The 25,086-nt window shown below is 64.7% G+C and carries 24 protein-coding genes, 2 tRNA genes and 1 pseudogene; 13 read left to right on the top strand and 14 right to left on the bottom strand.

What is annotated here, in order from left to right; genetic code table 11:
* Positions 1 to 123 precede the first annotated feature (123 nt).
* On the bottom strand, positions 124 to 831 hold the full coding sequence (locus G6N73_RS28785) for a TIGR02281 family clan AA aspartic protease (protein WP_165033404.1): 708 nt from the start codon (positions 829 to 831) through the stop codon (positions 124 to 126).
* Positions 832 to 836: 5 nt separating this feature from the next.
* A complete protein-coding gene (locus tag G6N73_RS28780) occupies positions 837 to 1,070 on the bottom strand; it encodes a DUF1289 domain-containing protein (protein WP_165033403.1) in 234 nt (77 codons plus the stop codon).
* 123 nt (positions 1,071 to 1,193) lie between these two features.
* Between G6N73_RS28780 and G6N73_RS28775 the strand changes: the two genes are divergently transcribed.
* Entirely contained in the window at positions 1,194 to 2,183 is a 990-nt protein-coding gene (locus tag G6N73_RS28775; RefSeq protein WP_165033402.1) for a nicotinate-nucleotide--dimethylbenzimidazole phosphoribosyltransferase, read from the top strand.
* A 5-nt stretch (positions 2,184 to 2,188) separates the two neighbouring features.
* Here G6N73_RS28775 and G6N73_RS28770 read toward each other — a convergent pair whose 3' ends face one another.
* On the bottom strand, positions 2,189 to 3,718 hold the full coding sequence (locus G6N73_RS28770; RefSeq protein ID WP_165033401.1) for a sensor histidine kinase: 1,530 nt from the start codon (positions 3,716 to 3,718) through the stop codon (positions 2,189 to 2,191).
* Between the two features lie 85 nt (positions 3,719 to 3,803).
* Here G6N73_RS28770 and G6N73_RS28765 point away from each other — a divergent pair, with 85 nt between their 5' ends.
* The 4 genes from G6N73_RS28765 to G6N73_RS28750 all read left to right on the top strand — a co-directional run bounded on the left by G6N73_RS28765 (position 3,804) and on the right by G6N73_RS28750 (position 6,302).
* Positions 3,804 to 4,409: a thermonuclease family protein gene (locus G6N73_RS28765; RefSeq protein WP_165033400.1), complete on the top strand. Its 606-nt coding sequence runs from the start codon at positions 3,804 to 3,806 to the stop codon at positions 4,407 to 4,409.
* A 47-nt stretch (positions 4,410 to 4,456) separates the two neighbouring features.
* Entirely contained in the window at positions 4,457 to 5,068 is a 612-nt protein-coding gene (locus G6N73_RS28760) for a glutathione S-transferase (protein ID WP_165033399.1), read from the top strand.
* Positions 5,065 to 5,691 (top strand): uracil-DNA glycosylase family protein, encoded by a 627-nt coding sequence (locus G6N73_RS28755; protein WP_206079146.1) that lies wholly within the window; start codon positions 5,065 to 5,067, stop codon positions 5,689 to 5,691. Before G6N73_RS28760 ends, G6N73_RS28755 begins: the two co-directional genes overlap by 4 nt.
* Before the next feature lie 107 nt (positions 5,692 to 5,798).
* On the top strand, positions 5,799 to 6,302 hold the full coding sequence (locus G6N73_RS28750) for an Lrp/AsnC family transcriptional regulator (protein WP_165033398.1): 504 nt from the start codon (positions 5,799 to 5,801) through the stop codon (positions 6,300 to 6,302).
* Positions 6,303 to 6,354: 52 nt separating this feature from the next.
* On the opposite strand, the gene gltA is transcribed toward G6N73_RS28750, so the two are convergent.
* Positions 6,355 to 7,644 carry a citrate synthase gene (gene gltA / locus G6N73_RS28745; protein ID WP_165033397.1) on the bottom strand — a complete coding sequence of 430 codons (1,290 nt, stop codon included), beginning with the start codon at positions 7,642 to 7,644 and terminating at the stop codon, positions 6,355 to 6,357.
* Positions 7,645 to 7,819: 175 nt separating this feature from the next.
* Entirely contained in the window at positions 7,820 to 9,244 is a 1,425-nt protein-coding gene (gene gltX, locus G6N73_RS28740) for a glutamate--tRNA ligase (RefSeq protein WP_165033396.1), read from the bottom strand.
* 167 nt (positions 9,245 to 9,411) lie between these two features.
* Between gltX and G6N73_RS38400 the strand changes: the two genes are divergently transcribed.
* Complete coding sequence (locus G6N73_RS38400; RefSeq protein WP_343044778.1) at positions 9,412 to 10,659, top strand: ComEC/Rec2 family competence protein; 1,248 nt, start codon at positions 9,412 to 9,414, stop codon at positions 10,657 to 10,659.
* Positions 10,581 to 12,176, top strand: a complete 1,596-nt coding sequence (locus tag G6N73_RS38395; RefSeq protein WP_343044779.1) for a ComEC/Rec2 family competence protein — start codon at positions 10,581 to 10,583, stop codon at positions 12,174 to 12,176. The genes G6N73_RS38400 and G6N73_RS38395 overlap by 79 nt, the downstream gene beginning before the upstream one ends.
* Here G6N73_RS38395 and lexA read toward each other — a convergent pair.
* The 6 genes from lexA to G6N73_RS28705 form a co-directional block, all read right to left on the bottom strand.
* Positions 12,170 to 12,889: a transcriptional repressor LexA gene (lexA, locus tag G6N73_RS28730; protein WP_008837680.1), complete on the bottom strand. Its 720-nt coding sequence runs from the start codon at positions 12,887 to 12,889 to the stop codon at positions 12,170 to 12,172. The genes G6N73_RS38395 and lexA overlap by 7 nt on opposite strands.
* 105 nt (positions 12,890 to 12,994) lie before the next feature.
* Entirely contained in the window at positions 12,995 to 14,200 is a 1,206-nt protein-coding gene (locus tag G6N73_RS28725; RefSeq protein WP_165033395.1) for a molybdopterin molybdotransferase MoeA, read from the bottom strand.
* A gap of 2 nt (positions 14,201 to 14,202) precedes the next feature.
* Positions 14,203 to 14,691: a cyclic pyranopterin monophosphate synthase MoaC gene (gene moaC / locus G6N73_RS28720; RefSeq protein WP_165033394.1), complete on the bottom strand. Its 489-nt coding sequence runs from the start codon at positions 14,689 to 14,691 to the stop codon at positions 14,203 to 14,205.
* Between the two features lie 3 nt (positions 14,692 to 14,694).
* Positions 14,695 to 15,507: an indole-3-glycerol phosphate synthase TrpC gene (gene trpC / locus G6N73_RS28715; protein WP_165033393.1), complete on the bottom strand. Its 813-nt coding sequence runs from the start codon at positions 15,505 to 15,507 to the stop codon at positions 14,695 to 14,697.
* A gap of 4 nt (positions 15,508 to 15,511) precedes the next feature.
* Positions 15,512 to 16,522, bottom strand: a complete 1,011-nt coding sequence (trpD, locus tag G6N73_RS28710) for an anthranilate phosphoribosyltransferase (RefSeq protein ID WP_165033392.1) — start codon at positions 16,520 to 16,522, stop codon at positions 15,512 to 15,514.
* Between the two features lie 7 nt (positions 16,523 to 16,529).
* A complete protein-coding gene (locus tag G6N73_RS28705; RefSeq protein WP_165033391.1) occupies positions 16,530 to 18,419 on the bottom strand; it encodes a SurA N-terminal domain-containing protein in 1,890 nt (629 codons plus the stop codon).
* A 147-nt stretch (positions 18,420 to 18,566) separates the two neighbouring features.
* Here G6N73_RS28705 and tpiA point away from each other — a divergent pair, with 147 nt between their 5' ends.
* The 4 genes from tpiA (at position 18,567) to pyrG (ending at position 23,033) form a co-directional block, all read left to right on the top strand.
* A complete protein-coding gene (gene tpiA, locus G6N73_RS28700; RefSeq protein ID WP_165033390.1) occupies positions 18,567 to 19,334 on the top strand; it encodes a triose-phosphate isomerase in 768 nt (255 codons plus the stop codon).
* Between the two features lie 177 nt (positions 19,335 to 19,511).
* Positions 19,512 to 19,973 carry a preprotein translocase subunit SecG gene (secG, locus tag G6N73_RS28695; protein WP_165033389.1) on the top strand — a complete coding sequence of 154 codons (462 nt, stop codon included), beginning with the start codon at positions 19,512 to 19,514 and terminating at the stop codon, positions 19,971 to 19,973.
* A gap of 211 nt (positions 19,974 to 20,184) precedes the next feature.
* Positions 20,185 to 21,258 carry a L,D-transpeptidase gene (locus G6N73_RS28690; RefSeq protein WP_165033388.1) on the top strand — a complete coding sequence of 358 codons (1,074 nt, stop codon included), beginning with the start codon at positions 20,185 to 20,187 and terminating at the stop codon, positions 21,256 to 21,258.
* Between the two features lie 146 nt (positions 21,259 to 21,404).
* Positions 21,405 to 23,033, top strand: a complete 1,629-nt coding sequence (gene pyrG, locus G6N73_RS28685; RefSeq protein WP_165033387.1) for a CTP synthase — start codon at positions 21,405 to 21,407, stop codon at positions 23,031 to 23,033.
* Positions 23,034 to 23,193: 160 nt separating this feature from the next.
* On the opposite strand, the pseudogene G6N73_RS37335 reads toward pyrG, so the two are convergent.
* From G6N73_RS37335 to G6N73_RS28670, 3 genes and pseudogenes are all read right to left on the bottom strand, one after another.
* A pseudogene (locus tag G6N73_RS37335) lies at positions 23,194 to 23,283 on the bottom strand (23S rRNA (guanosine(2251)-2'-O)-methyltransferase RlmB); the annotation flags it as partial.
* 2 nt (positions 23,284 to 23,285) lie between these two features.
* Positions 23,286 to 23,705: a hypothetical protein gene (locus G6N73_RS28675; RefSeq protein WP_165033386.1), complete on the bottom strand. Its 420-nt coding sequence runs from the start codon at positions 23,703 to 23,705 to the stop codon at positions 23,286 to 23,288.
* 52 nt (positions 23,706 to 23,757) lie between these two features.
* The gene (locus G6N73_RS28670) at positions 23,758 to 24,609 is read right to left on the bottom strand and encodes a TrmH family RNA methyltransferase (protein ID WP_165033385.1); all 852 of its coding nucleotides are present in this window, start codon (positions 24,607 to 24,609) and stop codon (positions 23,758 to 23,760) included.
* Positions 24,610 to 24,810: 201 nt separating this feature from the next.
* On the opposite strand from G6N73_RS28670, the gene G6N73_RS28665 reads away from it, so the two are divergent.
* Both G6N73_RS28665 and G6N73_RS28660 read left to right on the top strand, forming a co-directional pair.
* Positions 24,811 to 24,895, top strand: a tRNA-Tyr gene (locus tag G6N73_RS28665).
* A 74-nt stretch (positions 24,896 to 24,969) separates the two neighbouring features.
* Positions 24,970 to 25,043: transfer RNA gene (locus tag G6N73_RS28660), tRNA-Gly, on the top strand.
* Positions 25,044 to 25,086: the final 43 nt, after the last annotated feature.

Genomic DNA, 25,086 nt, shown 5'->3' with positions numbered 1-25,086 from the left:
TATTCTGGCACATCATGATGCCGTCGGGGGCCGTCCACCCCAACACGGACCCAAACGTCCGCTGCGCTCCGGTTCTCGAAATCCACCATTTTCGGCTCGGCCTGACCTGAATCTCAACAGGCCCTAATCCCGCAGGATCATTCGGTCGCCGCGAACGTCGAAGCCCGACAGAGTGCCGATGAAGTTCATGCCAAGCAGGCTTTCTGGGAGCGTCCCGTCGGCGGCCACCAGCACCGGCAGGTTTCTTCGCGTGATCGCGCCGACGCTGATCTCGCTGGCGGTGACCCTCGCCGCCTGCGCGACGCCATTGGCCGTCGACACGGGAATAGAGAAGTTGAGCTTGTCGGGATCGAAGCCCGCGAGCCTCGCGTCGGCGGAAGTCAGCACCGTGGCGCTCGCGCCGGTATCGACCATTGCCATGATCTGTGAACCGTCGACCGTGATCTGCACGCCGAAATGACCGCTGGGCAGCTTGTCGAGCGTCACCGTCGTGCGGCCCTCGGAATCGGTGACCGACAGCGGGCTGCCCGGCACAAGGCCCGCAGTGACGCGGCTGGCGACATCCTGCAATTCGTAGCGGTACTGGTAGCCGGCGACCAGCACCAGCACGACCAGCAGCCAAACAGCGAGGTTGCGCAGCGTATCGCCGAACATGTGGCGCGAGCGCCAGATGCCGGCAGCGATAATAGCGCCGAGAACGCCGAGATAGAGAAGCCGGCTGAAATCCTCATTGGCAAGGCCGAGCGTCTCGCCGCTGGAATCGTTGACGATCAGCAGGATGAGTCCGCCGCCCAGTACGGCCAGTGTGATCCAGAGCAGTCTGTTCGTCATCTGTGTCAGGCCAGCGTGCCGCGTTCACGCGCCATGCGGCCCCGCCGCGTTTCCCGGCGCGGGCGTCGATCGACGGTTTCCAGGCGGGCAGGCAATTCGGCCATCACCTCGCGGCGTCTTTCCGGGGTCATGTCGATCCAGGCCTCGATTTCATCGCGCGTGCGGCCGCAACCGAAGCAGTAGCCGGTTTTCATGTCCATCGCGCAGACGAGAATGCATGGAGATTCGATGGCGCTCATTGCGGTTTCCGTTTGCCCGTCACACATGGGACAGGCCGGCTTCCAATGCAAGATATCCCCATTGTGCCATGCCGCCGCGGCGGCTATGCCGCTGGCAGCGACCAATCCGGGAACCGAGACGACATGACGAGCGCGCTTCCTTTCGACGATTTCCGCAAATTGCTGGCCGTATTGCCGACCGGCGACGCGGCTGCCGGCGAGCGCGTCCGGGCGCAGTTCGCGCGGGCCGAAAAGCCGCAAGGCTCGCTCGGCCGGCTGGAAGACATCGCAGCCTGGCTCGCCATCTGGACCGGCCGCCCGCCCGCAGTGACCAAGCCGCTGGTCGCGATCTTCGCCGGCAACCACGGCGTCGCCCGTCACGATATTTCGCCGCGGCCGGTCGAAGCTACGGCGCGCGCGGTCGAACTTTGCGCCGCCGGCGGCGCGGCGATAAACCAGCTTTGCCTGGCCCATGATCTCGGCCTCAAAGTGTTCGATTTGGCGCTGCATCTGCCGACCGCCGACATCACCGAGGAGGCGGCGCTCGACGAGCGCGGCTGCGCCGCCACCATGGCCTTCGGCATGGAGGCGATCGCCGGCGGGACCGATCTTGTCTGCATCGGCGATCTCGGCGTCGGCAATTCGACTGTCGCGGCCGCCATGTTTGCCGCACTGTTCGGCGGAACCGGAGCCGACTGGGTTGGGGCAGGTTCGGGCGCCGACGCGGAAATGATTGCGCGCAAGGCGGAGATCGTCGACGCGGCGCTTGCCAGGCACGCCGGCCGTCTGACCGACCCGTTGGAAGTGCTGCGCTGCATCGGTGGACGCGAATTCGCGGCGATTGCCGGCGCAGTCCTCGCTGCCCGGATGGAGCGCATTCCGGTGATCCTCGACGGCCATGCTGCGACTGCCGCCGCGGCGGTGCTTCAGGCGGCCAATCCAGCCGCGCTCGATCATTGCGTCGTCGCGCATTTGCCGGTCGAGCTCGGGCATCGAAAGGCGATCGAGAGGCTCGGCCTCGAGCCGTTGCTCGATCTCAGGTTGGCGCATGGCGAAGGGGCGGGGGCAGCACTCGCCGCCGGCCTGGTCAAGGCCGCAGCGCTGTGCAGCACCGGCATGGCTGCCGCGCTCTGACGAGGTTAGCGTCTGCGGGTTCCCGCCGCTACCGCCTTGGTGGTGGGGACAGCCGGCAGTTCTTCCATGACGCGCGCCGGCGGGAAAATCGCGATGGCTTCGGTGCCCTCGCGCATCTTGGAGTGCAGTTCGAATTCGCCGCCATGCATGGCGAGCAGGCCCTGCACGATCGGTAGGCCCAGGCCGGTCCCCTGTTCGGCGCTCTTGATGGCGATCGAGCCCTGGCCGAACGCCGAGAGCACGACCGGGATTTCTTCCGCCGGAATGCCCGGCCCGTTGTCCTTGATCGAGATGTATTGCCCGCCGCCCGCCGTCCAGCCGACCCGCACCAGGATCTCGCCGCCGGTCGAGGTGAACTTCACCGCATTGGACAGGAGGTTGAGCGTGATCTGGCGCACGGCGCGTTCGTCGGCAAAAAGGCGCGGCAGCACGCTTTCGAACTGCTGGACGATGCGGATGTCCTTGTGCCGGGCTTTCAGCTCCATCAGATGGCAGCATTCCTCGACGACCTGCAGCAGGTTCGCCGGCTCTTCGTTGAGCTGGTAGCGGCCGGCCTCGATCCGGGACAGGTCAAGGATTTCGTTGATCAGGTCGAGCAGATGCTGGCCGGATTCGTGGATATCGTTGGCGTAATCGCGATAGGTGCCGTTGCTCATCGGCCCGAGCACCTCATTGCCCATCACCTCCGAGAAACCGAGGATGGCGTTGAGCGGCGTGCGCAATTCATGGCTCATCGAGGCGAGAAAGCGCGATTTGGCGAGGTTGGCTTCTTCGGCGCGGCGGCGGGCCTCGTCCGACATCGACTTCGCCGTTTCGAGCTCGGCGATCAGCCCATCCTTTTCCGAGCGGAACGAAAGCAGCATCAGCGAGGACCGGTTGAGATGTTCGGCGACATAGGAGAAGAACGGCAGCGCCAGCACCAGCAGTCCGACCATGACCGCTTCGACCGTCGTCCAGGCGCTGACGCCGATCACGGTATAAACGGCGACTGGAAGCGCGAAGGTTATGACCAGGGCCCCGCGCAGCGACGAGGCAATCAGAGCCGTCGCCGCCATGGCCAGCAGCAGCACCACCGCCTTGATGACCGGAAATTGCTCGACCTGGCACTCTGTGCATTGGAGCGAAGCGAAAAAGGCCCAGCCGAGGCCGCTGACGAAATGGGCGACGAAAAAGCTGGCTGTGGCGCGAGCAATGTTGATCTCGGCGGCTTCCGTCCTGTCGATGCGCTGTGCGACCAGCGTGAGCCCAGCATAGCATGTCACCGTGATCAGCGCCCAGATCAGGATCGAGCCTTCCATACCGGCAAGCAGGCCGGCGGCTGCGATCACCAGCACCAGAAGCGGGATCGCGGTTGCGCTCGACACCATGGCGCGGGCGTGGAGCTTCAGGAGTTCGCGGTCGAAGGCGAGATTGCCGGGCTGCTGCGAAAGACGGTCGCGCGTCTTGCGCACCGCGCGCGCCACATCGCTGTTGCGGTGCGGTTTCCTGCGGTCCACAATGAACTTGTCAGCCGTGTGCGAGCCTATCAACGGCATTTCGTTTCAATTTATGCGGGCATCTGCTTTCGCCTCGCAGGCTAGTTCTGAATGATTAAGAGATTGTTTGCCATATGAGCCGACCGTGCGTGGGCCGTATCGCGCGGCGGCTTCGCGTCGCAGGCGCAGTCTTCCGCGCAGGATTTTCGACTGGTTTCTCGCAATCGCCATTCTCGGCCTGCTGATCCTCCTGTCGGCGCGGCTCGACCGCTCGGAGCCGCGACTTGCCAGCGGATCGGCCATCGTGAATGACGGCGACACCATCACCGTCGGCGCCGAGCACATCAGGCTGCGCGGCATCGACGCACCGGAATATCAGCAAATCTGCCGGAAGCACGGGGCTGATTATGCCTGCGGCCGCGCTTCCCGCGAAGCCCTGGCCAGGCTGACGCGCAACAGGGCGGTTTCGTGCTCGGGCCGTCAGCACGACCGCTACGGCCGCCTCCTTGGCGATTGCAAGGCAGGCGGCGTCAGTCTCAACAGCGCGCAAGTCGAGGCCGGATGGGCGATCGCCTATGGCGATTTCGAGGCGGAGCAGGCAAGGGCGCGCCAACGAGCGGCCGGCCTTTGGGCGGGTTCGTTCGAGGAACCGCGCGCCTGGCGCGACGCACATGGCGGCATGGTCGAGAGCGACCGCGACCATGGCGGTTCTTTCCTCGATTGGCTTCGACAAATCCTTCGATTTTCCTGAATCGTGATCATATAGTTCGGGTGCTCAACAATTCTGGTGCAGCGACCATGAAACTTTTCGACGGCGGCCGCGCGCCGAACCCGCGGCGCGTACGGGTATTTCTGGCCGAGAAAGGCATCGAGGTCCCGCTGACGCCCGTCGACATGGGCGCGATGGAGCACAGGAGCGCCGAGATCACCTCGCGCAACCCGCTGCGGCGCCTGCCGGTGCTGGAACTCGACGACGGCACGGCGATCTGCGAATCCGTCGCCATCTGCCGCTATTTCGAGGAGCTTCATCCTGAGCCGGCTTTGTTTGGGCGCGGCGCGCTCGGCAAGGCGCTGGTCGAGATGTGGCAACGCCGCATGGAGTTCAATCTGCTCACGCCAGTGGCCCAGGCTTTCCGCCATATCCACCCGGCGATGAAGGAATGGGAAGTGCCGCAAATTCCCGAATGGGGCGAAGCCAACAAGCCGAAGGCAGTGGAATTCTTGCGCCTCCTCGACGGGGAACTCGCCGGCCGCGAATTCGTCGCTGGCGACGAATATTCGATCGCCGACATTACCGGCCTCATCGCGCTCGATTTCATGAAGCCGGCGCGCATCCAGCTTCCCGACGAATTGACCAATGTGCTTCGCTGGCGCGCGGCGATATCGAGCCGGCCGAGTGCGGCCGCCTGAGCGTGGCCGACAGCCTCGTTAGCCTGGCGGCGGACATCCGCGCCTGCCGCGTTTGCGTTGAAAACACCGCCGCGGGGCGGCGGCTGCCGCATCGGCCGCGGCCGGTGGTGGTGCCGTCGGCGACGGCGCGCATCCTGATTGCCGGCCAGGCGCCGGGGACCATGGTCCACGCCACCGGCCTGCCGTTCAACGACGCGTCCGGCGACTGCCTGCGCGCCTGGCTCGGCGTCTCGCGCGACGAATTCTACGATCCGGAGAAATTCGCGATCGTGCCTATGGGCTTCTGCTTTCCGGGCCAGGACGCCAAGGGTGGCGACCTGCCGCCGAGGCGCGAATGCGCGCCGGCCTGGCGGTCGCGGCTGCTCGCCCTGATGCCGCAGATCGAACTCGTGCTGGCGATCGGCCTTTACGCGCACTCTTGGCATCTCGGCCCGCTGCGCCGCGCTTCCTTGACCCAGACGGTTATGGACTGGCGGGAGATACACGGCGCCACTTCAGTGCCCAAAGTGCTGCCGCTGCCGCACCCGTCCTGGCGCAACAGCGGCTGGATCAAGAAAAATCCCTGGTTCGAAACGGAATTGCTGCCGTTCCTAAGATCGGAAATCAGCTCTCGCATAACCTGATTCCGCGCAATCCCGTTCCCCGGAAGTAGCAGGTCCGGAGAATTCTTTTCTTGTGCAATTCCGCGGCGCGGTCGATTATGCTGGAATGAAATTCTAATGGAGCCGTCATGGATCGCCTCGATCGGAAAATTCTTCGCCTTCTTCAGGAGGACTCCACGCTCGCCGTGGCTGATGTAGCGAAAAAGGTCGGCCTGTCGACGACGCCGTGCTGGCGGCGAATCCAGAAGCTGGAGGAGGAGGGCGTCATCAAGCGGCGCGTCGCTTTGCTCGATCCGGCGAAGATCAACGCCCGCGTCACGGTGTTCGTGTCGATCCGCACCAATTCGCACAGCCACGAATGGCTGCGGCGTTTTTCCGAAGTCATCCAGGAGTTTCCCGAGGTGATCGAGTTCTACCGCATGAGCGGCGACGTCGATTACCTTCTCCGGGTTGTGGTGCCGGACATCGCCGCCTACGACGCCTTCTACAAGCGGCTGATCGCCAAGATCGAGATCCGCGACGTGTCCTCGGCCTTCGCGATGGAGCAGATCAAGTACACGACCGAAATGCCGCTCGACTATATGGCGCTGGACAAGGAGAGCGGCGCGCTCAGCGCGGGAGCCGGTATCTAGCAAGCCGCGCGTCGCTTAGGACGCGCAGCGGGATTCCAGTCGAAAAGTTCGCTCAGCGCTTGGCGATGGCGATGAAATCGCGCTGCGGGTGGCCGGTATAGAGCTGGCGCGGCCGACCGATCTTCTGGTGCGGATCCTCGATCATTTCCTTCCACTGCGAAATCCAGCCGACGGTGCGCGCGACCGCGAACAGCACGGTGAACATGGTGGTCGGGAAGCCGAGCGCCTTCAGCGTGATGCCGGAATAGAAGTCGACGTTCGGATAAAGCTTCTTCTCTATGAAATATTCGTCTGTTAGAGCGATTCTTTCAAGCTCCATGGCGACGTCGAGCATCGGGTCGTCCTTGATGCCGAGTTCGCCGAGCACCTCATGCGCGGTCTTGTGCATGATCTTGGCTCGTGGATCGTAATTCTTGTAGACGCGATGCCCAAAGCCCATCAGCCGGAATGGGTCGTTCTTATCCTTGGCCCGCGCGATGAATTCGGGAATGCGGTCGACATGGCCGATCTCCGACAGCATGTTCAGCGCCGCCTCGTTGGCGCCGCCATGCGCCGGCCCCCAAAGGCAGGCGATGCCCGCGGCGATGCAGGCGAAGGGGTTGGCGCCGGACGAGCCAGCCAGCCGGACCGTCGATGTCGAGGCATTCTGCTCATGGTCGGCGTGCAGGATGAAGATGCGCTCCATGGCGCGCGCCAGAACCGGATTGACCTTGTATTCCTCGCACGGCACTGCAAAGCACATATGCAGGAAGTTGGCGGCGAAATTCAGCTCGTTCTTCGGATAGATGAAGGGCTGGCCGATATGGTATTTGTAGGCCATGGCGGCGATCGTCGGCATCTTGGCGATCAGCCGGATCGAGGCCACCATGCGCTGGTGCGGGTCCGAAATGTCGGTCGAATCGTGGTAGAAGGCCGACAGCGCGCCAACCACGCCGCACATCACCGCCATCGGGTGCGCGTCGCGCCGGAAACCGGTGAAAAAGCGCGACATCTGTTCGTGCACCATAGTGTGGCGCGTTACGCGATAGTCGAAATCGTCCTTCTGCGCCTTGGTCGGCAGTTCGCCGTAGAGCAAGAGATAGCAGACTTCGAGGAAATCGCTGTGTTCTGCGAGCTGGTCGATCGGATAACCGCGGTGCAGCAGAACGCCCTCGTCGCCGTCGATGAAGGTGATCTCGGATTCGCAGCTTGCCGTGGAGGTGAAGCCGGGGTCGTAGGTGAACGCGCCGGTGTCGCGGTAGAGCGTGCTGATGTCGATGACATCCGGTCCAACTGAGCCGCTGCGCGCCTTCAATTCGAGGGTTTTGCCGCCAAACTCCAGTTTCGCTGTCGATTCGGTCATCAAAAACTCCCTTCGTTCATGCGGCGCGAGAGCGCCCATTCGGCAATGCAGCAACTGCCCGTGAAATGCGCGCTTGTGCTAGCGCATTTGCCCGGCCCTGCCTAGTTATTCGATAGCAGCAATGTTGCACCGCAACACGCCGCTTTCAATGCCGTTCGGTTGAGCCAGCAATGCCTCAATCGATTTGATCCGCGATGCGCGCCAGGCTCTCCTCGCGGCCGAGAACGGCAAGCACGTCAAACACGCCGGGCGAGGTGCTTCGGCCCGTCAGCGCCGCGCGCAAAGGCTGCGCCGCCGCGCCAAGCTTCAGGCCATTTGCCGTGGCGTATTCGCGAATCGCCGCTTCCGCCGAAGCCGCATTCCAGTCGCCATTAACCGCTTCCAGTGCGGCAAGCGCGCCGGAGAGCACGGTGCGCGGCTTCTCGCCCAGAAGCGCCGCCGCCTTCTCGTCCATCGCCAGCGGCCGCCCGGAAAACAAAAAAGCTGCACCGTCAGCAAGTTCGACCAGCGTCTTGGCGCGCTCCTTCAGGCCGGGCATCGCCGCCAGCAACTGCTTTTTGCGCGTGTCGTTCATAGCTTCGATCAGGGGCGTGCCGTTGGGCAGATAGGGCAGGGTGGCGATCAGCGCGTCGGTAAGCTCGGCGTCGTCCATCTGGCGCATATGGATGCCGTTCAGCGCCTCCAGCTTCTGGAAGTCGAACCGCGCTGCGCCCTTGTTGACGTCGTCGATATCGAACCAGCGGATCATGTCGTCGAGGCTCATCACCTCGTCGTCGCCATGGCTCCAGCCGAGGCGCACCAGATAGTTGCGCAGCGCCGCCGGCAGATAACCCATGGCGCGGTAGGCCTCGACGCCGAGCGCGCCGTGCCGCTTCGACAGCTTGGCGCCGTCGGCCCCGTGGATCAGCGGAATATGCGCCATAACCGGGATTTCCCAGCCCATGGCGTCATAGATGATCTGCTGGCGCGCGGCATTGGTCAGGTGGTCGTCGCCGCGGATGATGTGCGTCACGCCCATGTCGTGGTCGTCGACGACCACGGCATGCATGTAGGTCGGGTTGCCGTCGGAGCGCAGGATTATGAAGTCGTCGAGATCCCTGTTGGGAAAGCGCACGTCGCCCTGCACGCGGTCGCGCACGACCGTCTCGCCGTCGCACGGAGCCTTGATGCGGATCGCGCCCTTGACGCCCGCCGGCGCTTCGGATGGGTCGCGGTCGCGCCACCTGCCGTCATAGCGCGGCGGGCGGCCCTCGGCGCGCGCCAGTTCGCGCATCTGGTTGAGCTCTTCCGGCGAGGCATAGCAGTAGTAGGCCTTGCCCATCCGCACCAGTTCCTCGGCGACTTCGCGATGGCGCGGCGCCCGCTCGAACTGCGAGACCGGCTCGCCTTCCCAGTGCAGGCCGAGCCAGGTCAGCCCATCGAGGATCGCGGCGGTGGCCGCATCGGTCGAGCGCTCGCGGTCGGTATCCTCGATGCGCAGCAGCATCGTGCCCTTGGTGTGGCGGGCATAGAGCCAGTTGAACAGGGCCGTGCGCGCGCCGCCTATGTGCAAATAGCCGGTGGGCGAGGGGGCAAAGCGGGTGACGACGGTATCGGGCATCGGGATTTCCAGGAAACAGCGCCGGATGCAGGCAGGAATGTGCCCTTGGCGCGCATGGCAATTCGGTGCCGTTCATGTAGCATAGAGGGTCGAGGGTGCAAGGGGCAGGGATCGAAGCCACTTGACGCGCAGGCGTCGAGTACGGCCGGTCGCCGGGGGAAATTCGGATGGCCGGCGAGACGGCGGCAGGCGATGTCAGCGAGCGCATGCTGTTTGCGCCGACGCCGGATGCCGGGTCGCTTGTCCCGGTTCAGTCTCCGGTCGCACTCTCGCCCGCAACCCCCCGCCGGTTTCCGCTTCCGGCGCCGTCCGGCGGTGCGTTGCCAAAAGCCCTGCTGCCGGCCTCAACCGCCTCCCTCCAATTCATGTCACGCGCGCTGCGCCGGGATATCGCCCTGGAGATCGACCGCGGCGCGGCGTTTCTGCTTGTTCCGGTTTTCCTGGCTTTCGGAGCGATCGTCTATTTCGCGCTGCCTTTCGAGCCCGGCTTCGTGCCGGCGCTGGGCGGAGCGCTCGCCATCGGTCTTGTTCTTGCGCTGCTGCCGTCGCGCGGCGTGACCCATTTCGCGCTGGCCGCCGTCCTTGTCTGCCTTCTCGGCTTTCTGGCGGCGAAGGTTGAAACCTTGCGAGCCGGCACGAAAATGCTGGGCGGCGAAATATCGACGCTCGTTACCGGCAGGGTGGCGGCGGTCGATCATCTCGCCAATGGCCGTACGCGGCTGACGCTCGACGTCACCGCCACCGCCCGCCCGAAACTGCGCTATGCGCCGGACAGGATTCGCGCCTCGGCGGTAAAGGTTCCAGCCGGTCTTGCCGTCGGCGCGGAGGTAAGCGGCCTCGTTCGGCTGATGCCGCCTTCCGGCCCGGTGCGGCCGCAAAGCTATGATTTCTCGTTCGAGAGCTATTTCGACGGCATCGGCGCGAGCGGCTTTTTCCTGCGCCCCCCGCAATTGACGACAGCGGCCGCGCCGCAGCCTATCGACACGGAGGAGGCAAGTCGGAACAATGGCTTGCCAGAGGGTCTTCACCAGGCGCAACCGGATCTGCCCCTGCCGGCGCGCGGCTCGGCCTGGATCCAGAACGGCCGCAACGCCATCGCCAACCGGGTTCGCGAGAGAATTGGCGGACCGGAGGGCGAAATCGCCGCGGCCTTGGTGGTCGGCGTCCGCGCCGGCATTCCCGAAACGGTCAATGAATCGCTGCGCCGCACCGGCCTCTACCACGTCATCTCGATCTCGGGCCTGCACATGGCGCTGGTCGCAGGCACCATTATGGGCGGCCTGCGGATCGGCTTCGCGCTGTTTCCGGGCTTTTCGTCGCGGCGACCGGTGAAGAAATCATCGCCGCACTTGCCTCGATTGCCGCCTATCTCTTCATCTCCGGCGGCGAAGTCGCGGCGCAGCGCAGTTTCATAATGCTTGCTGTGATGCTGACGGCGCTGCTCTTCGACCGCGCCGCGCTGACCATGCGCAATCTGGCGATCTCGGCCATCGTCGTCATCGCCATCTCGCCGCATGAGGTGATCGGCCCGAGCTTCCAGATGTCGTTCGCCGCGACCGCCGCACTCGTCGGCGCTTACGCCTGGTGGTCGGACCGCAAGCAGGCCGATTCCACCACGGCGCGCCCGCCGAACCGTTCGCCGGCCGGCAACGTGCTGAGGAAAGTGCTGGTGCTTGCTATGGGCCTCGCGGTGACTTCGATCGTGGCGGGACTGGCGACCGCAGTGTTTGGCGCTTACCATTTCCAGCGCGTCTCGCCGCTCAGCCTGGTGGCGAATCTTGCGGCCATGCCGATAGTCTCAACTCTGGTCATGCCTTTCGCGGTCATGGGCGCCGCCGCCATGCCGTTCGGCCTCGACGCGCCGTTCTTCTACGTCATGGGCAACGGCCTGTCGGCCATGATCACGGTTGCCGACTGGTTCTCCGCCCGTTCTCCGCTCGACGCAGTCGGGCTTGTTGCGGTTCACGCCGTCCTGCTCACCGCCATCGCCCTGGTCTTCGCCACCATGGCTACGACCAGGCTTCGGTTGGCGGCCTTGCCTTTCGCCGTGCTGGCCGTGGCCGCGCTCGCATTCGCGAAAACGCCGGACGTGTTTATTTCGGAGGACGGGCGTCTGGTAGCGCTACGCAATGGCGAAGGAGAGTTGGCAGTCAATCTAGGGCGGCCGAACCAGTTCACGATCGACAGTTGGAAACGCGCATTGCTCGCCGAAACCGTCGTCTCGCCAAATAAACCTGCGAATTCCCGGATGCAGCATTCCGAGCAGGCGTCATCCAGTCCGCCTGGCTCAAAAGCAGCAGACGCAGCGGCGTCGGTGCTCAATGGGATGGCGGGTCAACTCACGACCGACACCGGCGAACGGATTGGCGGCAATTCTGTAGCTTCCGGCTCCAACACGGCAACATCAATGCTGACGACTGCCGGGCCGACGCCTGTAGCGAACGCATCAGCCGATGAGCCATTCTCTACGCCGGCGGATCTGCCCGCCGAGAACTCGCCGCCTCCCGACGGCATTCCGGATGCCCGTTTTGACTGCGACGCTACCCGGTGCGTGATCCGCCACCCGTCAGGCCGGATCGTCGTCCACACAGCCGATGCCGCTGCAGCCCGAAGCGCCTGCGGCTACGCGGCGCTGATCGTCATCGACGATGCGACCGCTGAAATTTCCTGCAAGAGCCCCAGTGTCGCGATCGTCACAAAGCGCGACCTTGCCAGGCATGGAAGTGCTGCTATCCACCTCGCCGCGCCGGGCTCGAAACCCGAAATCCGCTATGCGGTGGCCGAACCATACCGGCCTTGGCATGCCCAGCGCCAATTCTCGCGCGCCGCGCGCGGCATGCCGCCTTACCAGCGAAAGCCCGCGCAGGCGGTCAAGACGCCGTCCGACCTGCCAGAAGACGCCGACAGGCCCGCCGGTGAATCGTCTCAATAACGCCGGATCAGCCCGACGAGCTTGCCCTGCACCTTGACCCGATCGGGACCGAAAATCCGCGTCTCGTAGGCCGGGTTGGCGGCTTCGAGCGCGATGGACGCGCCCTTGCGACGGAAGCGCTTCAGCGTCGCTTCCTCCTCGTCCACCAGGGCGACGATGATTTCGCCGGGATTGGCCGTATTGGCGTTGCGGATGATGACCGTGTCGCCGTCGAAAATACCAGCCTCGATCATCGAATCGCCCTTCACTTCGAGTGCGTAGTGCTCGCCGCCCGAAATCATTTCCGGCGGCACGGAGATCGAATGCGTCTTGTGCTGGATCGCCTCGATCGGCACACCGGCCGCGATGCGTCCCATGACCGGGATCGAGATGGAAGCGCGGGCGTCATCGTCATTGCCGGCGGCAGGCACGCGCGACGGCTCGGGCGGTCGGCGGCCGAGACTGCCTTCGATGACGCTCGGCGAGAATTTCCGCGCCGCGTTCAGGCCCGGCGCGATGGAATCGGGCAGCCGCAGCACCTCCAGCGCCCGCGCCCGGTTGGGCAGCCGGCGGATGAAGCCGCGCTCCTCGAGCGCGGTGATCAGGCGATGGATTCCAGACTTCGAGGCGAGGTCCAGCGCATCCTTCATCTCGTCGAAGGACGGAGGGATTCCGGCCTCTTTCAGCCGTTCATGGATGAAGAGCAGCAGTTCATGTTGTTTGCGCGTCAGCATCACAGCCCCCAAGAATCAAACGGAAAACAAATCCAGAACAAACACTATCTGTTCCAGTTGTGTTCCGCAACCTTTTAAATTTTAATGAATGCGTTGACGATTTGTTCAGCGTAACATCAGAACGTCGCATGGCGCGCCGATATCGACGGCCGCTGCGAAGGGTTCCCGCACGATCAGCGCGTTGGCCTCGGCGAATATCTTCAGCATCGACGAATCCTGGATGCCGAACGGCGTCGCCAGAAGCCCATCCGGGGTGGGTTCCACCACGGCGCGGATATAATCCTGGCGCGTGTCGTTGGCGGGCAGGGCGGCTGCGAGGCTCGCCCGGCGGATGTCGGGCTGATGCGGCCTGCCGCCGAGGTGCGCGAGCAGCGGCTTCAGGAACAGATGCGAGCAGACCAGGCTTGCCACCGGGTTGCCCGGCAGGCCGAGGCAGCGTGTGCCGCCGAGCCGCCCGAACATCAGGGGCTTGCCGGGCCGCATGGCGATCTTCCAGAAATCGAGCACGACGCCTTCGCCGGTCAGCACGTCGTGAATGAAGTCATGGTCGCCGACAGACGCTCCGCCAAGCGTGACGATCACGTCGGCCCGTGCATCCTTCGCCTGCCGGACCAGCGCCGAAATCGCCTCCTTGCGGTCCGGCGCGATGCCGAGGTCGAGCGCGCGGGCGCCGGCCGATTGCGCGATTGCGGCGACGCCGAAGGCGTTGGAGGCGATGATCTGGTCCGGTCCGGGCTCGCTGCCTGGCGGCAGCAATTCGTCGCCAGTCGCGATGATCGCCACCAGCGGCCGTTTGACTACGCGAAGCGTCGCGTGATTGGCCGAGGCCGCCAGCGACAGCGCTGCCGCATCGAGCACGCGCCCGGCTTCGAGCAGCAGGTCGCCCTCGGCGAAATCCAGCCCCTTGCGCCTGATATGGCGGCCGCCGGCGACCGTTTCCGTCACTTCGATGCCATGCTCGCCGACGCTGCTTGTGTTTTCCTGGATCACGATCGTGTCGGCGCCTTCCGGCATCGGCGCGCCGGTGAAGATGCGTACCGCCTGCCCGGGACCGACCTCGCCGGCAAAACGCCGCCCGGCGGGAGCCGCACCGATGATCTCGAGCTGCACCGGAACATCTGCAACGTCAGCGGCGCGCACGGCATAGCCGTCCATGGCCGAGGCGTCGAAGGGTGGCTGCGTCCGCAGCGCCTTCAGAGGCTCCGCCAGCACGCGCTCCGCAGCTTCAGCCAGCGGCACGGTTTCCGTTTCTCCGGGCGCAGCGCTGTCGAGCAGCAGCCGCAAGGCGTCCGCGACCGGCAGCAGCGCCATTGTTACGCACCCGCCCGGTAGTCGCCGGACTTGCCGCCCGTTTTTTCGACCAGCCTTATCCCGGAAATCTCCATACCGCGGTCGACCGCCTTGGCCATGTCGTAGATGGTCAGGCAGGCGACCGACGCCGCGGTCAGCGCCTCCATTTCCACGCCTGTCTTGCCGGTGACGCGGGCGAGCGCGATGACCCGCAGGCCGGGCAGGGCGGGCTCCGGCTGGATGTCGATGGACACTTTGGTAAGCAGCAGCGGATGGCAGAGCGGGATCAGCTCATGCGTCTTCTTGGCCGCCATGATGCCGGCGATGCGGGCCGTGCCGAGCACGTCTCCCTTCCTGGCGTTGCCGGCCATGATCATGCGCAGCGTCTCGGGCAGCATAATGACGATGCCTTCGGCGATCGCCGTCCGCTCGCTCTCGGCCTTGGCCCCTACATCGACCATATGCGCTTCGCCCTGAGCGCCCAGATGAGTTAGCTTCTTGCCGCCGGCCATGGGCTAGCCCTCGGCGGCGACGGTTTCGCCGGTCAGCAGCGCGCGCGTCGCAGCCGCAACATCCGCCTGCCGCATCAGGCTTTCGCCGACGAGGAATGTATTTATTCTGCTCCGCGCCAGCCGCCGGCAATCCTCATGCGAAAAGATGCCGCTTTCGCCGACAAGATGCCGATCCGCCGGCACGAGCTTGGCCAGCCGCTCGGAGGTTTCCAGCGACACATCGAACGTCCGCAGGTTGCGGTTGTTGATGCCGACCAGCCGCGACGACAGTTTCAGCGCGCGCTCGGTCTCGGCCTCGTCGTGCACTTCGACCAGCGCGTCCATGCCGAGTTCGAACGCGGTTTCCTCAAGCGCACGGGCGTCGTCATCGTTGACGCTCGCCATGATGATCAGGATCGCGTCCGCCCCCCAGGCGCGGGCTTCATGAACCTGATAGGGATCGAACAAAAAATCCTTGCGCAACGCCGGTAGCTTCGTCGCGCGCCGTGCTGCCGTCAAGAATTCCGGCGCGCCCTGGAAGGAAGGCGCGTCCGTCAGCACCGACAGGCACGCCGCACCGCCCTGCTCATAAGCGCGTGCCAGCGCCGGGGGATCGAAATCCGCGCGGATCAGCCCCTTCGACGGGCTCGCCTTCTTGATTTCGGCGATCAGTGCGAACTGGCCTGCCTTCCGCTTCGCCTCGAGCGCCGCCAGAAAGCCGCGCGGCGCATCCATGTCGCGCGCCGCCTTCTTCAGTTCGGAAAGCGGCATGCGCGCTTTGGCGGCGGCGATCTCGTCGCGCTTGTAGGCCTCGATCTTTCGCAAAATGTCGGCCACGGCGCTATCCGTTCGATACCTTGACGAGTGCGTCGAGCACGCCCGCGGCGCGGCCATTGTCGATCGCGGTGGCAGCCTGCCGGACACCGTCGGCCAGCGTTTCCGCCTTGCCGGCGACCACCAGCCCCGCGCCGGCGTTCATCAGCACCGTGTCGCGATAGGCGCCAGGCGCACCATGCAGCATATCCCGCAGCGCCTTGGCGTTGAAGGCGGCGTCGCCGCCGCGCAGATCTTCGCGGGCATAGCGCTTCAGGCCGAGTTCCTCTGGCGTCAGCACGAAGCTGCGCAACTCGCCGCCATTCAGTTCGCTGACATGGGTCTCGCCGGTCGTGGTGATTTCGTCGAAGCCGTCGCCATGCGCCACCCAGGCCCGTTCCGCGCCGAGCGCCTTCAGCGTCTCGGCCACAGGTCCGACCCATTCAGGCGAAAACACGCCAACCATCTGGCGCTTGACGCCGGCCGGGTTCGACAGCGGCCCGAGCAGGTTGAAGATGGTGCGGGTGCCGAGTTCCGCCCGGATCGGTCCGACATGGCGCATTGCCGGATGATGCGCCGGCGCGAACATGAAGCCGACGCCGGCCTGGCGGATGCAGTCGCCGATCTGCTCGGCGGTGAGGTCGATCTTGATGCCGAGCGCGGTCAGAACATCGGCCGCGCCGGTCTGCGAGGAAAGTCCGCGATTGCCGTGTTTGGCGACAGGCACGCCGCAGCCCGCGATCACGAAGGCCGACGCGGTCGATATGTTGACGCTGTGCGAGCCGTCGCCGCCCGTGCCGACGATGTCGATCGCGTTCGCCGGCGCCTCGACCCGCAGCATCTTCTCGCGCATCGTCGCAACCGCGCCCGAAATCTCGGCGACGCTTTCGCCGCGCACCCGTAGCGCCATCAGGAAAGCGCCGATCTGGCCGGGCGTCGCTTCGCCCGACATGATGATGTCGAACGCTTCCTTGGCTTCCTCGAAGGTGAGGGCGCTGCCCGTGGCGGCCTTGGCGATATGCGGTTTCAGCGTGGTCATGGCGGCGTTAGAAGGCCAGCGCCTGGTCGATCGCGGCGCGATTGACCTCAACCTCATATTGCGTCTGCAGCCGCGCCACCAACTGGTCGAGCAAATCGTCGGCAAGGCCGGACGAGAACGAAGCCTGCGCGTCCTCGGGCACGGATTCTGGGCTGGCGCCGGCCGGCTCGAACACTTCCGTCACCTTGAACAATATCTGCGCGTCGCCGGTGGGCGCCTGGATCACGCCGCTGCCGCTTTCCGTGACGGCGAAAACCGCTGCGACGCCTTCCCTGCCGAAATCGGCGTCGTCGGCTTCGCGCTTCAGGCCGCGTTTGGTCTGCTTTTCGAGCGAGAGTTCCGCAGCCAGCGCGTCGAGCTCGGTTCCGTCCTTCAGCCGCTTGTCAAACTCGGCAGCCTTTGCCGCCAGCCTTTTCGTGGTTTCTTCGGCGATCCAGTCGGTGGCGGCCTTTTCGCGCACCTCGTCCAGCGTGCGGTCCCGGGCCGCGGTGATGCCTTCCACTTCGTGGAAGACAAAACCGTTCGCACCGATGTTCACTGGCGGGTTCTCGACATTCGCCTCGGTCTCGAAAGCAGCCTGCAGCAGTTCGCGCGATTGCGGCAGGTCGGCGTGGACGCTGCCGTCGGGCAGGCGCGCCGCGCGATCGATCGCTTCCACCGTCACCACGTCGAGCTTCAGCTTCGCCGCAGCTTCCCGAAGCGATTCGCCCGCCGCGCGCGAATCCTCATAGCTATCGTGAACGTCGAGCAGCACGCGGTTGGCCTCGGAGAGCGCCAGATCCTTGCGGATTTCGGGGGCGACCTCCGCCAGCGGCCGCACCACTTCCGGCTTGATCTCGGTCACGCGCAGCAGAACCGGGCCGAACGCGCCCTGGACGACCGGGCTGACCTCGTTCTCGGCGAGCTTGAACGCCGCCTCCGCCACCGCCTTGTCGGCGACCTTATCCTTGCTGAGTGTGCCAAGCAGCGTATCGGCCTGGGTCTTACCCTCGGCGGCAACGATCTTCTCGAACGTCGCCCCGCCCTTCAGCGAATCAAGCGCTGCCTGCGCGGCTTCCGGCGTCTTGAAGACGAGTTGCTCGATCGTGCGGGTTTCCGGCGTCGTGTAGCGGGCCTTGTTCTGTTCGTAATCGGCCGCGACCTGATCGTCGGATATCGCGCTTTCGTCAGCGATGTCTTCCGGCTCGAGCTTCACATAAGAAATCTTGCGGTATTCCGGCGCGGCGTAGTCGGCCTTGTTCTCCTCGAACCATGCCGACAGAACCTGATCCGACGGCGGCTCGACCGGCTCCACCAGCGCCTTCGGCAGCACGATATATTCCGCAGTGCGGTCTTCGCCCCGATAGAGCGCGACTGCCCTGAGAAACGTGTCGGGGGCTTCCAGCCCGTCCGATACGGCCTCGACGATCTGCTGGCGCACCGCCACCTGGGCGCGGTTGTTGAAATAGTCTTCCGGCCGCATGCCGATCTCGCGCAGCACGTAATCGAATTGCTGCCGGCTGAACTTGCCGTCGGGGCCGCGGAAGGCAGGATCTTCGGCGGTCAGGGAGGCGAGGCGGTCCTTGGACAGGCCAAGGCCGAGCGTGCGGGCCTGCTCGTCGAGCACCGCGCCGGCGACGAGCTGGCCGAGCACCTGATTGTCGATGCCGAGCGCAGTCGCCTGTTCGCGGGTCAGCCGCTGGCCGAACTGCTGCGACAAAACATTGATCTGGCGGTCATAGGCCAGCCGGTATTCGACGGCCGGCACGGTCGTGCCACCCGCAGTGACCACGGCGTTGCCGCCGATCACGCCGAGCATTGATCCCGAAATCCCCCAAACCGCAAAGCTCAGGACGAGAATGACGAGCAGCAGCTTGGCGACCCAGGTTCCGGCGGCATTTCGCAGGCTATTGAGCATGTTCACTTCCGATTGTCGCGCATTTGCCATGCGCTTGTCTGAACAAAGGGCAATAGCGTCCCCGAAGGCCAGTGTCGATTGCTTTGTGGGCTGATTTTGATAGTGAGGGCGCCAGTTCGCGCTGCTTATCTGGAGGAAACGATCGCCATGACGCCTGGAATCCGCCCGCTTGTCGCCGGCAACTGGAAAATGAACGGCGCCAGCGCCTCGCTGAACGAATTGCGGGCGATCGGCCACGGGTTTCTCGGCGGCCTCGATTCCGAGACGGAAGCACTGGTCTGCGTTCCCGCCACGCTTCTGGCGCGCGCCGCCGAAGTGCTTTCCAGCACGCCCGTGCGCCCGGGCGGCCAGGACTGCCACGCCGAGCAGAACGGCGCGCATACCGGCGACATTTCCGGCGAAATGCTGAAGGATGCCGGCGCTACCCATGTCATCGTCGGCCACTCGGAGCGCCGCGCCGATCACGGCGAAACCGATGCCATGGTGCACGCCAAGGCCGAAGCGGCCTGGCGCGCCGGCCTGGTCGCCATCATCTGCATCGGCGAGACCCGCGACCAGCGCGACGACGGCGAGACGCTGACGGTGCTGTCCCGCCAAATCGCCGGCTCGATCCCGGCCGCCGCGACGCCGTCCAACGCCATCGTCGCTTATGAGCCGGTCTGGGCGATCGGCACGGGACTGACGCCCACCGCGCTCGATGTCGCCAAGGCTCACACCCATATCCGCGCCGAACTGGCCGCAACGATCGGATCTGAAGCCGCCGGCAAGATGCGCATTCTCTACGGCGGCTCGGTCAAGCCCTCCAACGCGGTCGAGCTTCTCGGCGTCGATAATGTCGACGGCGCGCTGGTGGGCGGCGCCAGCCTCAAGGCCGCGGATTTCCTCGGAATCGCCGAAGCCTATCTTTCGATGTAGCCTCGGAAGGGGCTTACGACAGGCTCGGCTTTCCCAGGTGGCGCGGACGCAGCGCATTGCAAAGGCGCTGCCGTTCCCCATATTCCGGGCGGGCTTGGAAATGCCACGAAAGCATTGTAATGAGCCGCCTCAAATCGCGGGCCACGGCGCCGCCAACCAATCCTGCCAGGTGAATTCATGGAAACTGTAGTCATCGTCGTTCATCTGATGATCGTGCTTGCCCTCGTCGGCGTCGTGCTTCTGCAGCGCTCCGAAGGCGGCGGTCTCGGCATTGGCGGCGGCTCCGGCTTCATGACCGCTCGCGGCGCGGCCAACGCGCTGACCCGCGCCACCGCGATCCTGGCTGTCGCCTTCTTCGCCACGTCGCTCACGCTTTCGGTCATCGCACGCTACGGCGAGCGGCCGATCGACATCCTCGACCGCGTGCCGGCCGCCGGCCAGGACGGCGGCGCGGGCGTGCTCGACCAGCTCGGCGGCTCCGAGACCGCGCCCACAGCGGTGCCGACCGGCGATGACGCTGCCGCCACTCCGCCTGCCGCCGCACCCGCGGTGCCGACCGGCGACGACGCCGCGACGACCCCGCCGGCTGCCCCCGCGGCTCCGGCGGCCCCTGCCGCTCCGCAGGTTCCGAACCAGTAATCGCGCCGCCGCGCGCCGCCACTGTGATGGAATAGGCACAGTCGCGGCAAATGCTGCGCGGCTAACGCCGCTCCGGCGGTTCGGCGCGGTTCAAGCCATTGAGCCGCCGGGCTTTAATCGCTTATAAAGCACGCGGCGGCAGTGTTGGCACTTGCAAGCGCATTTTCTTGCGCCGGCACAAATCCGCGTCGACACTTTCGGGATCGCATCCATGCATATTCGCAGCCTCATTTTCCTGGGCCTCTGCGCCGCTATCGGCATGTCCGCGCCGGCTTTCGCCGAGGCGCCCGCCAAGACTTATCTGTTCTCCTCCAAAGCGAAGGCCGCTGAAGCCGAGGCCAAAGCGGCGGAACAGACCCCCAAGAAAAAGCTGACCGCCAAGGAAAAGGCCAAGCAGAAGGCGCTGGCGAGGGCAAAGGCCAGGGAAGAGGCCAAGCTGGCAGCCGCCGCGAAGGCCGAGGAAGAGGCCAAGCTTGCCGCGAAAGCCAAGGCCGCGGCGGAAAAGAAGCTCGCCAAGCAAAAAGCGATCGAGGCGAAGCAGCTTGCCGCGCGCGCCAAGGCCGATGCCGCCGCGCAGCGCAAGCTGGCGAAGGCGCAGGCGGCCGACAACGCCAGGCAGGCCGAGCTTGCCAAGCTGACGTCGCTGGACGTGGTGCAGACCGGCAATAACGGCGAATTGCGCAGCGAGGCGGTGGATCAGCCGCAGCCCGGCTTCTTCCAGGCCCTGTTCGGCGGAGCGCCGCAGAGCCGCATGCTTCCGCAGACCCGCGCGCTCGACGCCGTCCTCGAACAGAAGCAGGCCAACAGGAAGTTCAGGGTCAAGTCGGATTTCGAGCCGCAGTCGGTCGCCTTCTCCGGCTATAGCCGTGGCACCATCGTCATCGACACTTCCGCCCGCTATCTCTACCTCGTGGAATCATCCTCCAGCGCCCGCCGCTATGCCATCGCGGTCGGCCGCGAAGGCCTGGAATTCAAGGGGACGGCCAAGGTCGGCGACAAGCAGGAATGGCCGCGCTGGATCCCGACGCTCGACATGCAGAAGCGCGAGCCGAGAAAATACGGCCAGTACAAGGACGGCATGCCCGGCGGCCCCGAAAACCCACTCGGCGCGCGCGCCATCTACCTCTACCAGGGCAAGAAGGACACGCACATCCGCATCCACGGCACCAACCAGCCGCAGACGATCGGCACCAATTCGTCGAACGGCTGCTTCCGCATGGTCAACGAGCACGTCATGGACCTTTACGGTCGCGTGAAAATGGGCACCCAGGTCGTCGTCATGTAAATGCCGTTTCCGCGGCAATGAAGGCCGGCGACACCGCCGGCCTTTTTGTTTGCGCGGACAAATCCCACCCAGCGCCGCAGGAAAAACCGTCTCCGGGGGTTTTTTCTCTGGCGGAATCAGTCCCGGAGCGTTAAGCGATAACTCCCATGGCGCGATATGTATTCATCACCGGCGGCGTGGTTTCCTCCCTTGGCAAAGGCATTGCGGCAGCGGCTCTAGGCGCCCTGCTGCAGGCGCGCGGCTATCGCGTGCGGATCCGAAAGCTCGATCCCTACCTGAATGTCGATCCCGGAACCATGTCGCCATACCAGCATGGCGAAGTGTTCGTGACCGATGACGGGGCCGAAACCGACCTCGACCTCGGCCACTACGAGCGCTTCACCAACCGCTCCGCCAATCAGAGCGACAACATCACCACTGGCCGCATCTACAAGAACATCATCGAGCGCGAGCGGCGTGGCGATTATCTCGGCGCGACCGTGCAGGTCATTCCGCACGTCACCGACGAGATCAAGAACTTCATCCTGGACGGCAACGACGACTACGACTTCGTGCTGTGCGAGATCGGCGGCACCGTCGGCGATATCGAGGCGATGCCGTTCCTGGAGGCGATCCGCCAGCTCGGCAACGACCTGCCGCGCAACAACGCCGTCTACGTCCATTTGACGCTGATGCCCTACATCCCGACCGCCGGCGAGCTGAAGACCAAGCCGACGCAGCATTCGGTCAAGGAGCTACGCTCGATCGGTATCGCGCCGGACATTCTGCTCGTGCGCGCCGACCGCGTCATTCCCAAGGAAGAGCGCAGAAAACTTTCGCTGTTCTGCAACGTCCGCGAGAGCGCCGTCATCCAGGCGCTCGACGTCGGCCACATCTACGATGTGCCGATGGCCTATCACAAGGAAGGGCTCGATTCGGAAGTCCTCGCCGCCTTCGGCATCGACCCGGCGCCCAAGCCGCGCATGGAGCGCTGGCAGGAGGTTTCCGCCCGCATCCACAATCCGGAAGGCGAGGTGACAATCGCGGTCGTCGGCAAATATACCGGCCTCAAGGACGCCTACAAATCGCTGATCGAGGCGCTGTCGCATGGCGGCATGGCCAACCGCGTGCGGGTAAAGCTCGACTGGATCGAGAGCGAGATTTTCGAGAAGGAAGACCCGTCGCCATTCCTCGAAAAAGTCCACGGCATTCTGGTGCCGGGCGGCTTCGGCGAACGCGGCTCCGAGGGCAAGATACTGGCGGCCAAATTCGCCCGCGAGCGCAAGGTGCCGTATTTCGGCATCTGCTTCGGCATGCAGATGGCCTGCATCGAGGCTGCGCGTTCGTTGGCCGGCGTGGAAAACGCCTCCTCCACCGAGTTCGGTCCGACGGACGAGCCGGTGGTCGGCCTGATGACCGAATGGCTGAAGGGCAACATGCTGGAAAAGCGCCGCGAAACCGGCGATCTCGGCGGCACGATGCGGCTTGGCGCATATGAGGCGCATCTCGCCAAGGGATCGAAAATCGCCGAGATCTACGGCGATACGGTGATCTCCGAACGCCACCGCCACCGCTATGAGGTCAATGTCGACTACAAGGAGCGGCTTGAGGATTGCGGGCTGGTGTTCGCTGGCATGTCGCCCGACGGCGTGCTGCCGGAAACCGTCGAGTATCCCGACCACCCCTGGTTCATCGGCGTGCAGTACCACCCCGAGCTGAAGAGCCGGCCGATGGAGCCGCACCCGCTTTTCGCCAGCTTCATCAATGCGGCGGTGGAACAGTCGCGGCTGGTTTGAGGCCCGCCCGGCGCGGCCGCTATTGGATCAAACGACCTGCGATGCGGAGTGGATAAAACGGCGGTGGCGAGCCGCCGCGATACGCAAAAAGCTGAACTGAAATAAAGGCTTAGTGGGTCAGGCCGCTTGCCGCCTGCCGGAATTTGTTCACAACCGTCGATCAGGCCTTCGAAAGCCAGCGTCTGGCCGCATAAAGCGACACCGCCGCGTTCGACACGTTGAGTGAGCGGATCGCGCCTGGCATGTCGAGAGCTACGTGGCGTTACCTGCCTGCTTGCCAAAAAATGTTCTTACATTTGTCATGAACATGATCGGGATCATCGCGCCGGCGAGAAATGTGCTCAGCATCGCGAACTGTTCCGAGCCAGGACTGTAAATGCCATATCCAAAGAAGGGCGAGATGGCCAGGAGCAGCGCATTCAGGCCGACGAAAAGCGATGGCGCCCAGCGGTGAAAGATCAGGAGCAGCGCAAACGACAAAGCGGTCACTGCAAGCAAAGCTATGGACAAGACAATGAGGCCGGGTGTCCCAAGCCTATCGATAGGTGTCTCCTCCAACAGAATGAACGTATTCAGTTCGGTGGGGAAGGGCACAAAAAAATCCCAGACACCTGCTGCGATCGACGACGCGAAACATAGCAGCGTAAGAAATCGGAACTGATTTCTAGTCATTTATCCCCCACTCCGCCAAACCGTGACCGCTCAGTCTAAGATCTGGCGAAGCCTAGCTCCCCAAAAACCTCTTCGCCGCATAAAGGCTTACCGCCGCCGCGTTCGACACGTTGAGCGAGCGGATCGCGCCGGGCATGTCGAGGCGGGCAAGCGTGGTCACGGTTTCGCGCGTTCTCTGGCGCAGGCCCTTTCCCTCGGCGCCGAGCACCAGCGCAATTTTCCCGCCGGAAAAACTTGTCTCCAGTTCCGCCGGCCCGTCCGAATCGAGCCCGATGGTCTGGAAGCCTGCATCGTGGAGTTGGCCGATGGCGTCGGCGAGGTTCTTCACCTCGATCTGATCGATATGCTCCAGCGCCCCCGACGCCGCTTTTGCCAGCACGCCCGATTCCTGCGGGCTGTGCCGCGCCGTCGTGATCAGCGCGCCGGCGCCGAAGGCAACCGCCGAGCGCATGATCGCGCCGACATTATGCGGATCGGTCACCTGGTCGAGCACCAGCACCAGCTTCGTGTCGCCGAGCGCGTCGAGCCGCTTCGGCTTCAGCGGTTCGGCCTCGATGAGCACGCCCTGATGCACGGCGTCGCTGCCGGCGACCTTGTCTATCTCGCGCGGCTCGACGATCTCGGCCGGGAAGGGCAGGGCGGCTATGTCGCCGATCTCCAGCCGCTCGGCGGCGTTGCGGGTCACCAGCATGCTTTTGATCTTGCGGCGCGGATTGTCGATCGCGGCGCGCACCGTATGCAGGCCGTAGAGCCGGATCAGGCCTTCGGCGGCGGCCTCGCCGGGCGGCGTCGGCGGGCGCGGACGGAAGGCCGGCGGACCGCCCGCCTTCTGGTCGCGGAAAGTCCGCCGCAACCTGGCGTAATGGGTGTCCTTGGGCGTTTTCGGTTTCTTGTCGTCGCTCATGGCCGTTCCTATATCCGTGGTCCGGCGCTTTGGATAGGCGGGCGGCCCAAGCCGGCAAATTTCACGGCGAAATCTCCCGCCCTGCGGTTGACAGGATTTTGTCGTGCCGCCATAAGGCGCTTCGCGATGCCGGGCAGGTCATTGATCTTGCTGCGGGTCCCGCAAAAAAATGCCTCGCAGCATGGCTCCCGGCAGCAGTTTGGAGAGGTGCCCGAGTGGTTAAAGGGGACGGACTGTAAATCCGTTGGCTCAGCCTACGTTGGTTCGAATCCAACCCTCTCCACCACTGCCGGCCCGGAAGCCCAGTACGGTTCGAAGCGGTATCGCTTTTCGGAACGGATCATGCGAAGACAGCGCGGCGCGGGTGTAGCTCAATGGTAGAGCAGCAGCCTTCCAAGCTGAATACGAGGGTTCGATTCCCTTCACCCGCTCCAGAAATTTCCGGTACAGCCCGGAGACATGGGTGACAGTTTGTCC

The organism is Allomesorhizobium camelthorni (genome assembly GCF_011045125.1).
Classification (GTDB): domain Bacteria; phylum Pseudomonadota; class Alphaproteobacteria; order Rhizobiales; family Rhizobiaceae; genus Allomesorhizobium; species Allomesorhizobium camelthorni.
The sequence above is the reverse complement of the archived record's forward strand: the minus strand, read 5'-3'. Positions and strand labels throughout refer to the sequence as shown.

Coding starts and splice junctions, on each gene's coding strand:
- G6N73_RS28690 (WP_165033388.1), top strand. CDS start 20,185: ATGCATATTCGCAGCCTCATTTTCCTGGGCCTCTGCGCCGCTATCGGC.
- gltX (WP_165033396.1), bottom strand. CDS start 9,244: ATGCCCGATACCGTCGTCACCCGCTTTGCCCCCTCGCCCACCGGCTAT.
- G6N73_RS38400 (WP_343044778.1), top strand. CDS start 9,412: ATGGCCGGCGAGACGGCGGCAGGCGATGTCAGCGAGCGCATGCTGTTT.
- G6N73_RS28780 (WP_165033403.1), bottom strand. CDS start 1,070: ATGAGCGCCATCGAATCTCCATGCATTCTCGTCTGCGCGATGGACATG.
- G6N73_RS28670 (WP_165033385.1), bottom strand. CDS start 24,609: ATGAGCGACGACAAGAAACCGAAAACGCCCAAGGACACCCATTACGCC.
- G6N73_RS28770 (WP_165033401.1), bottom strand. CDS start 3,718: ATGCCGTTGATAGGCTCGCACACGGCTGACAAGTTCATTGTGGACCGC.
- secG (WP_165033389.1), top strand. CDS start 19,512: ATGGAAACTGTAGTCATCGTCGTTCATCTGATGATCGTGCTTGCCCTC.
- pyrG (WP_165033387.1), top strand. CDS start 21,405: ATGGCGCGATATGTATTCATCACCGGCGGCGTGGTTTCCTCCCTTGGC.
- G6N73_RS28705 (WP_165033391.1), bottom strand. CDS start 18,419: ATGCTCAATAGCCTGCGAAATGCCGCCGGAACCTGGGTCGCCAAGCTG.
- G6N73_RS28785 (WP_165033404.1), bottom strand. CDS start 831: ATGACGAACAGACTGCTCTGGATCACACTGGCCGTACTGGGCGGCGGA.
- moaC (WP_165033394.1), bottom strand. CDS start 14,691: ATGGCCGGCGGCAAGAAGCTAACTCATCTGGGCGCTCAGGGCGAAGCG.
- gltA (WP_165033397.1), bottom strand. CDS start 7,644: ATGACCGAATCGACAGCGAAACTGGAGTTTGGCGGCAAAACCCTCGAA.
- trpD (WP_165033392.1), bottom strand. CDS start 16,522: ATGACCACGCTGAAACCGCATATCGCCAAGGCCGCCACGGGCAGCGCC.
- lexA (WP_008837680.1), bottom strand. CDS start 12,889: ATGCTGACGCGCAAACAACATGAACTGCTGCTCTTCATCCATGAACGG.
- G6N73_RS28750 (WP_165033398.1), top strand. CDS start 5,799: ATGGATCGCCTCGATCGGAAAATTCTTCGCCTTCTTCAGGAGGACTCC.
- tpiA (WP_165033390.1), top strand. CDS start 18,567: ATGACGCCTGGAATCCGCCCGCTTGTCGCCGGCAACTGGAAAATGAAC.
- G6N73_RS28725 (WP_165033395.1), bottom strand. CDS start 14,200: ATGGCGCTGCTGCCGGTCGCGGACGCCTTGCGGCTGCTGCTCGACAGC.
- G6N73_RS28760 (WP_165033399.1), top strand. CDS start 4,457: ATGAAACTTTTCGACGGCGGCCGCGCGCCGAACCCGCGGCGCGTACGG.
- G6N73_RS28775 (WP_165033402.1), top strand. CDS start 1,194: ATGACGAGCGCGCTTCCTTTCGACGATTTCCGCAAATTGCTGGCCGTA.
- G6N73_RS28675 (WP_165033386.1), bottom strand. CDS start 23,705: ATGACTAGAAATCAGTTCCGATTTCTTACGCTGCTATGTTTCGCGTCG.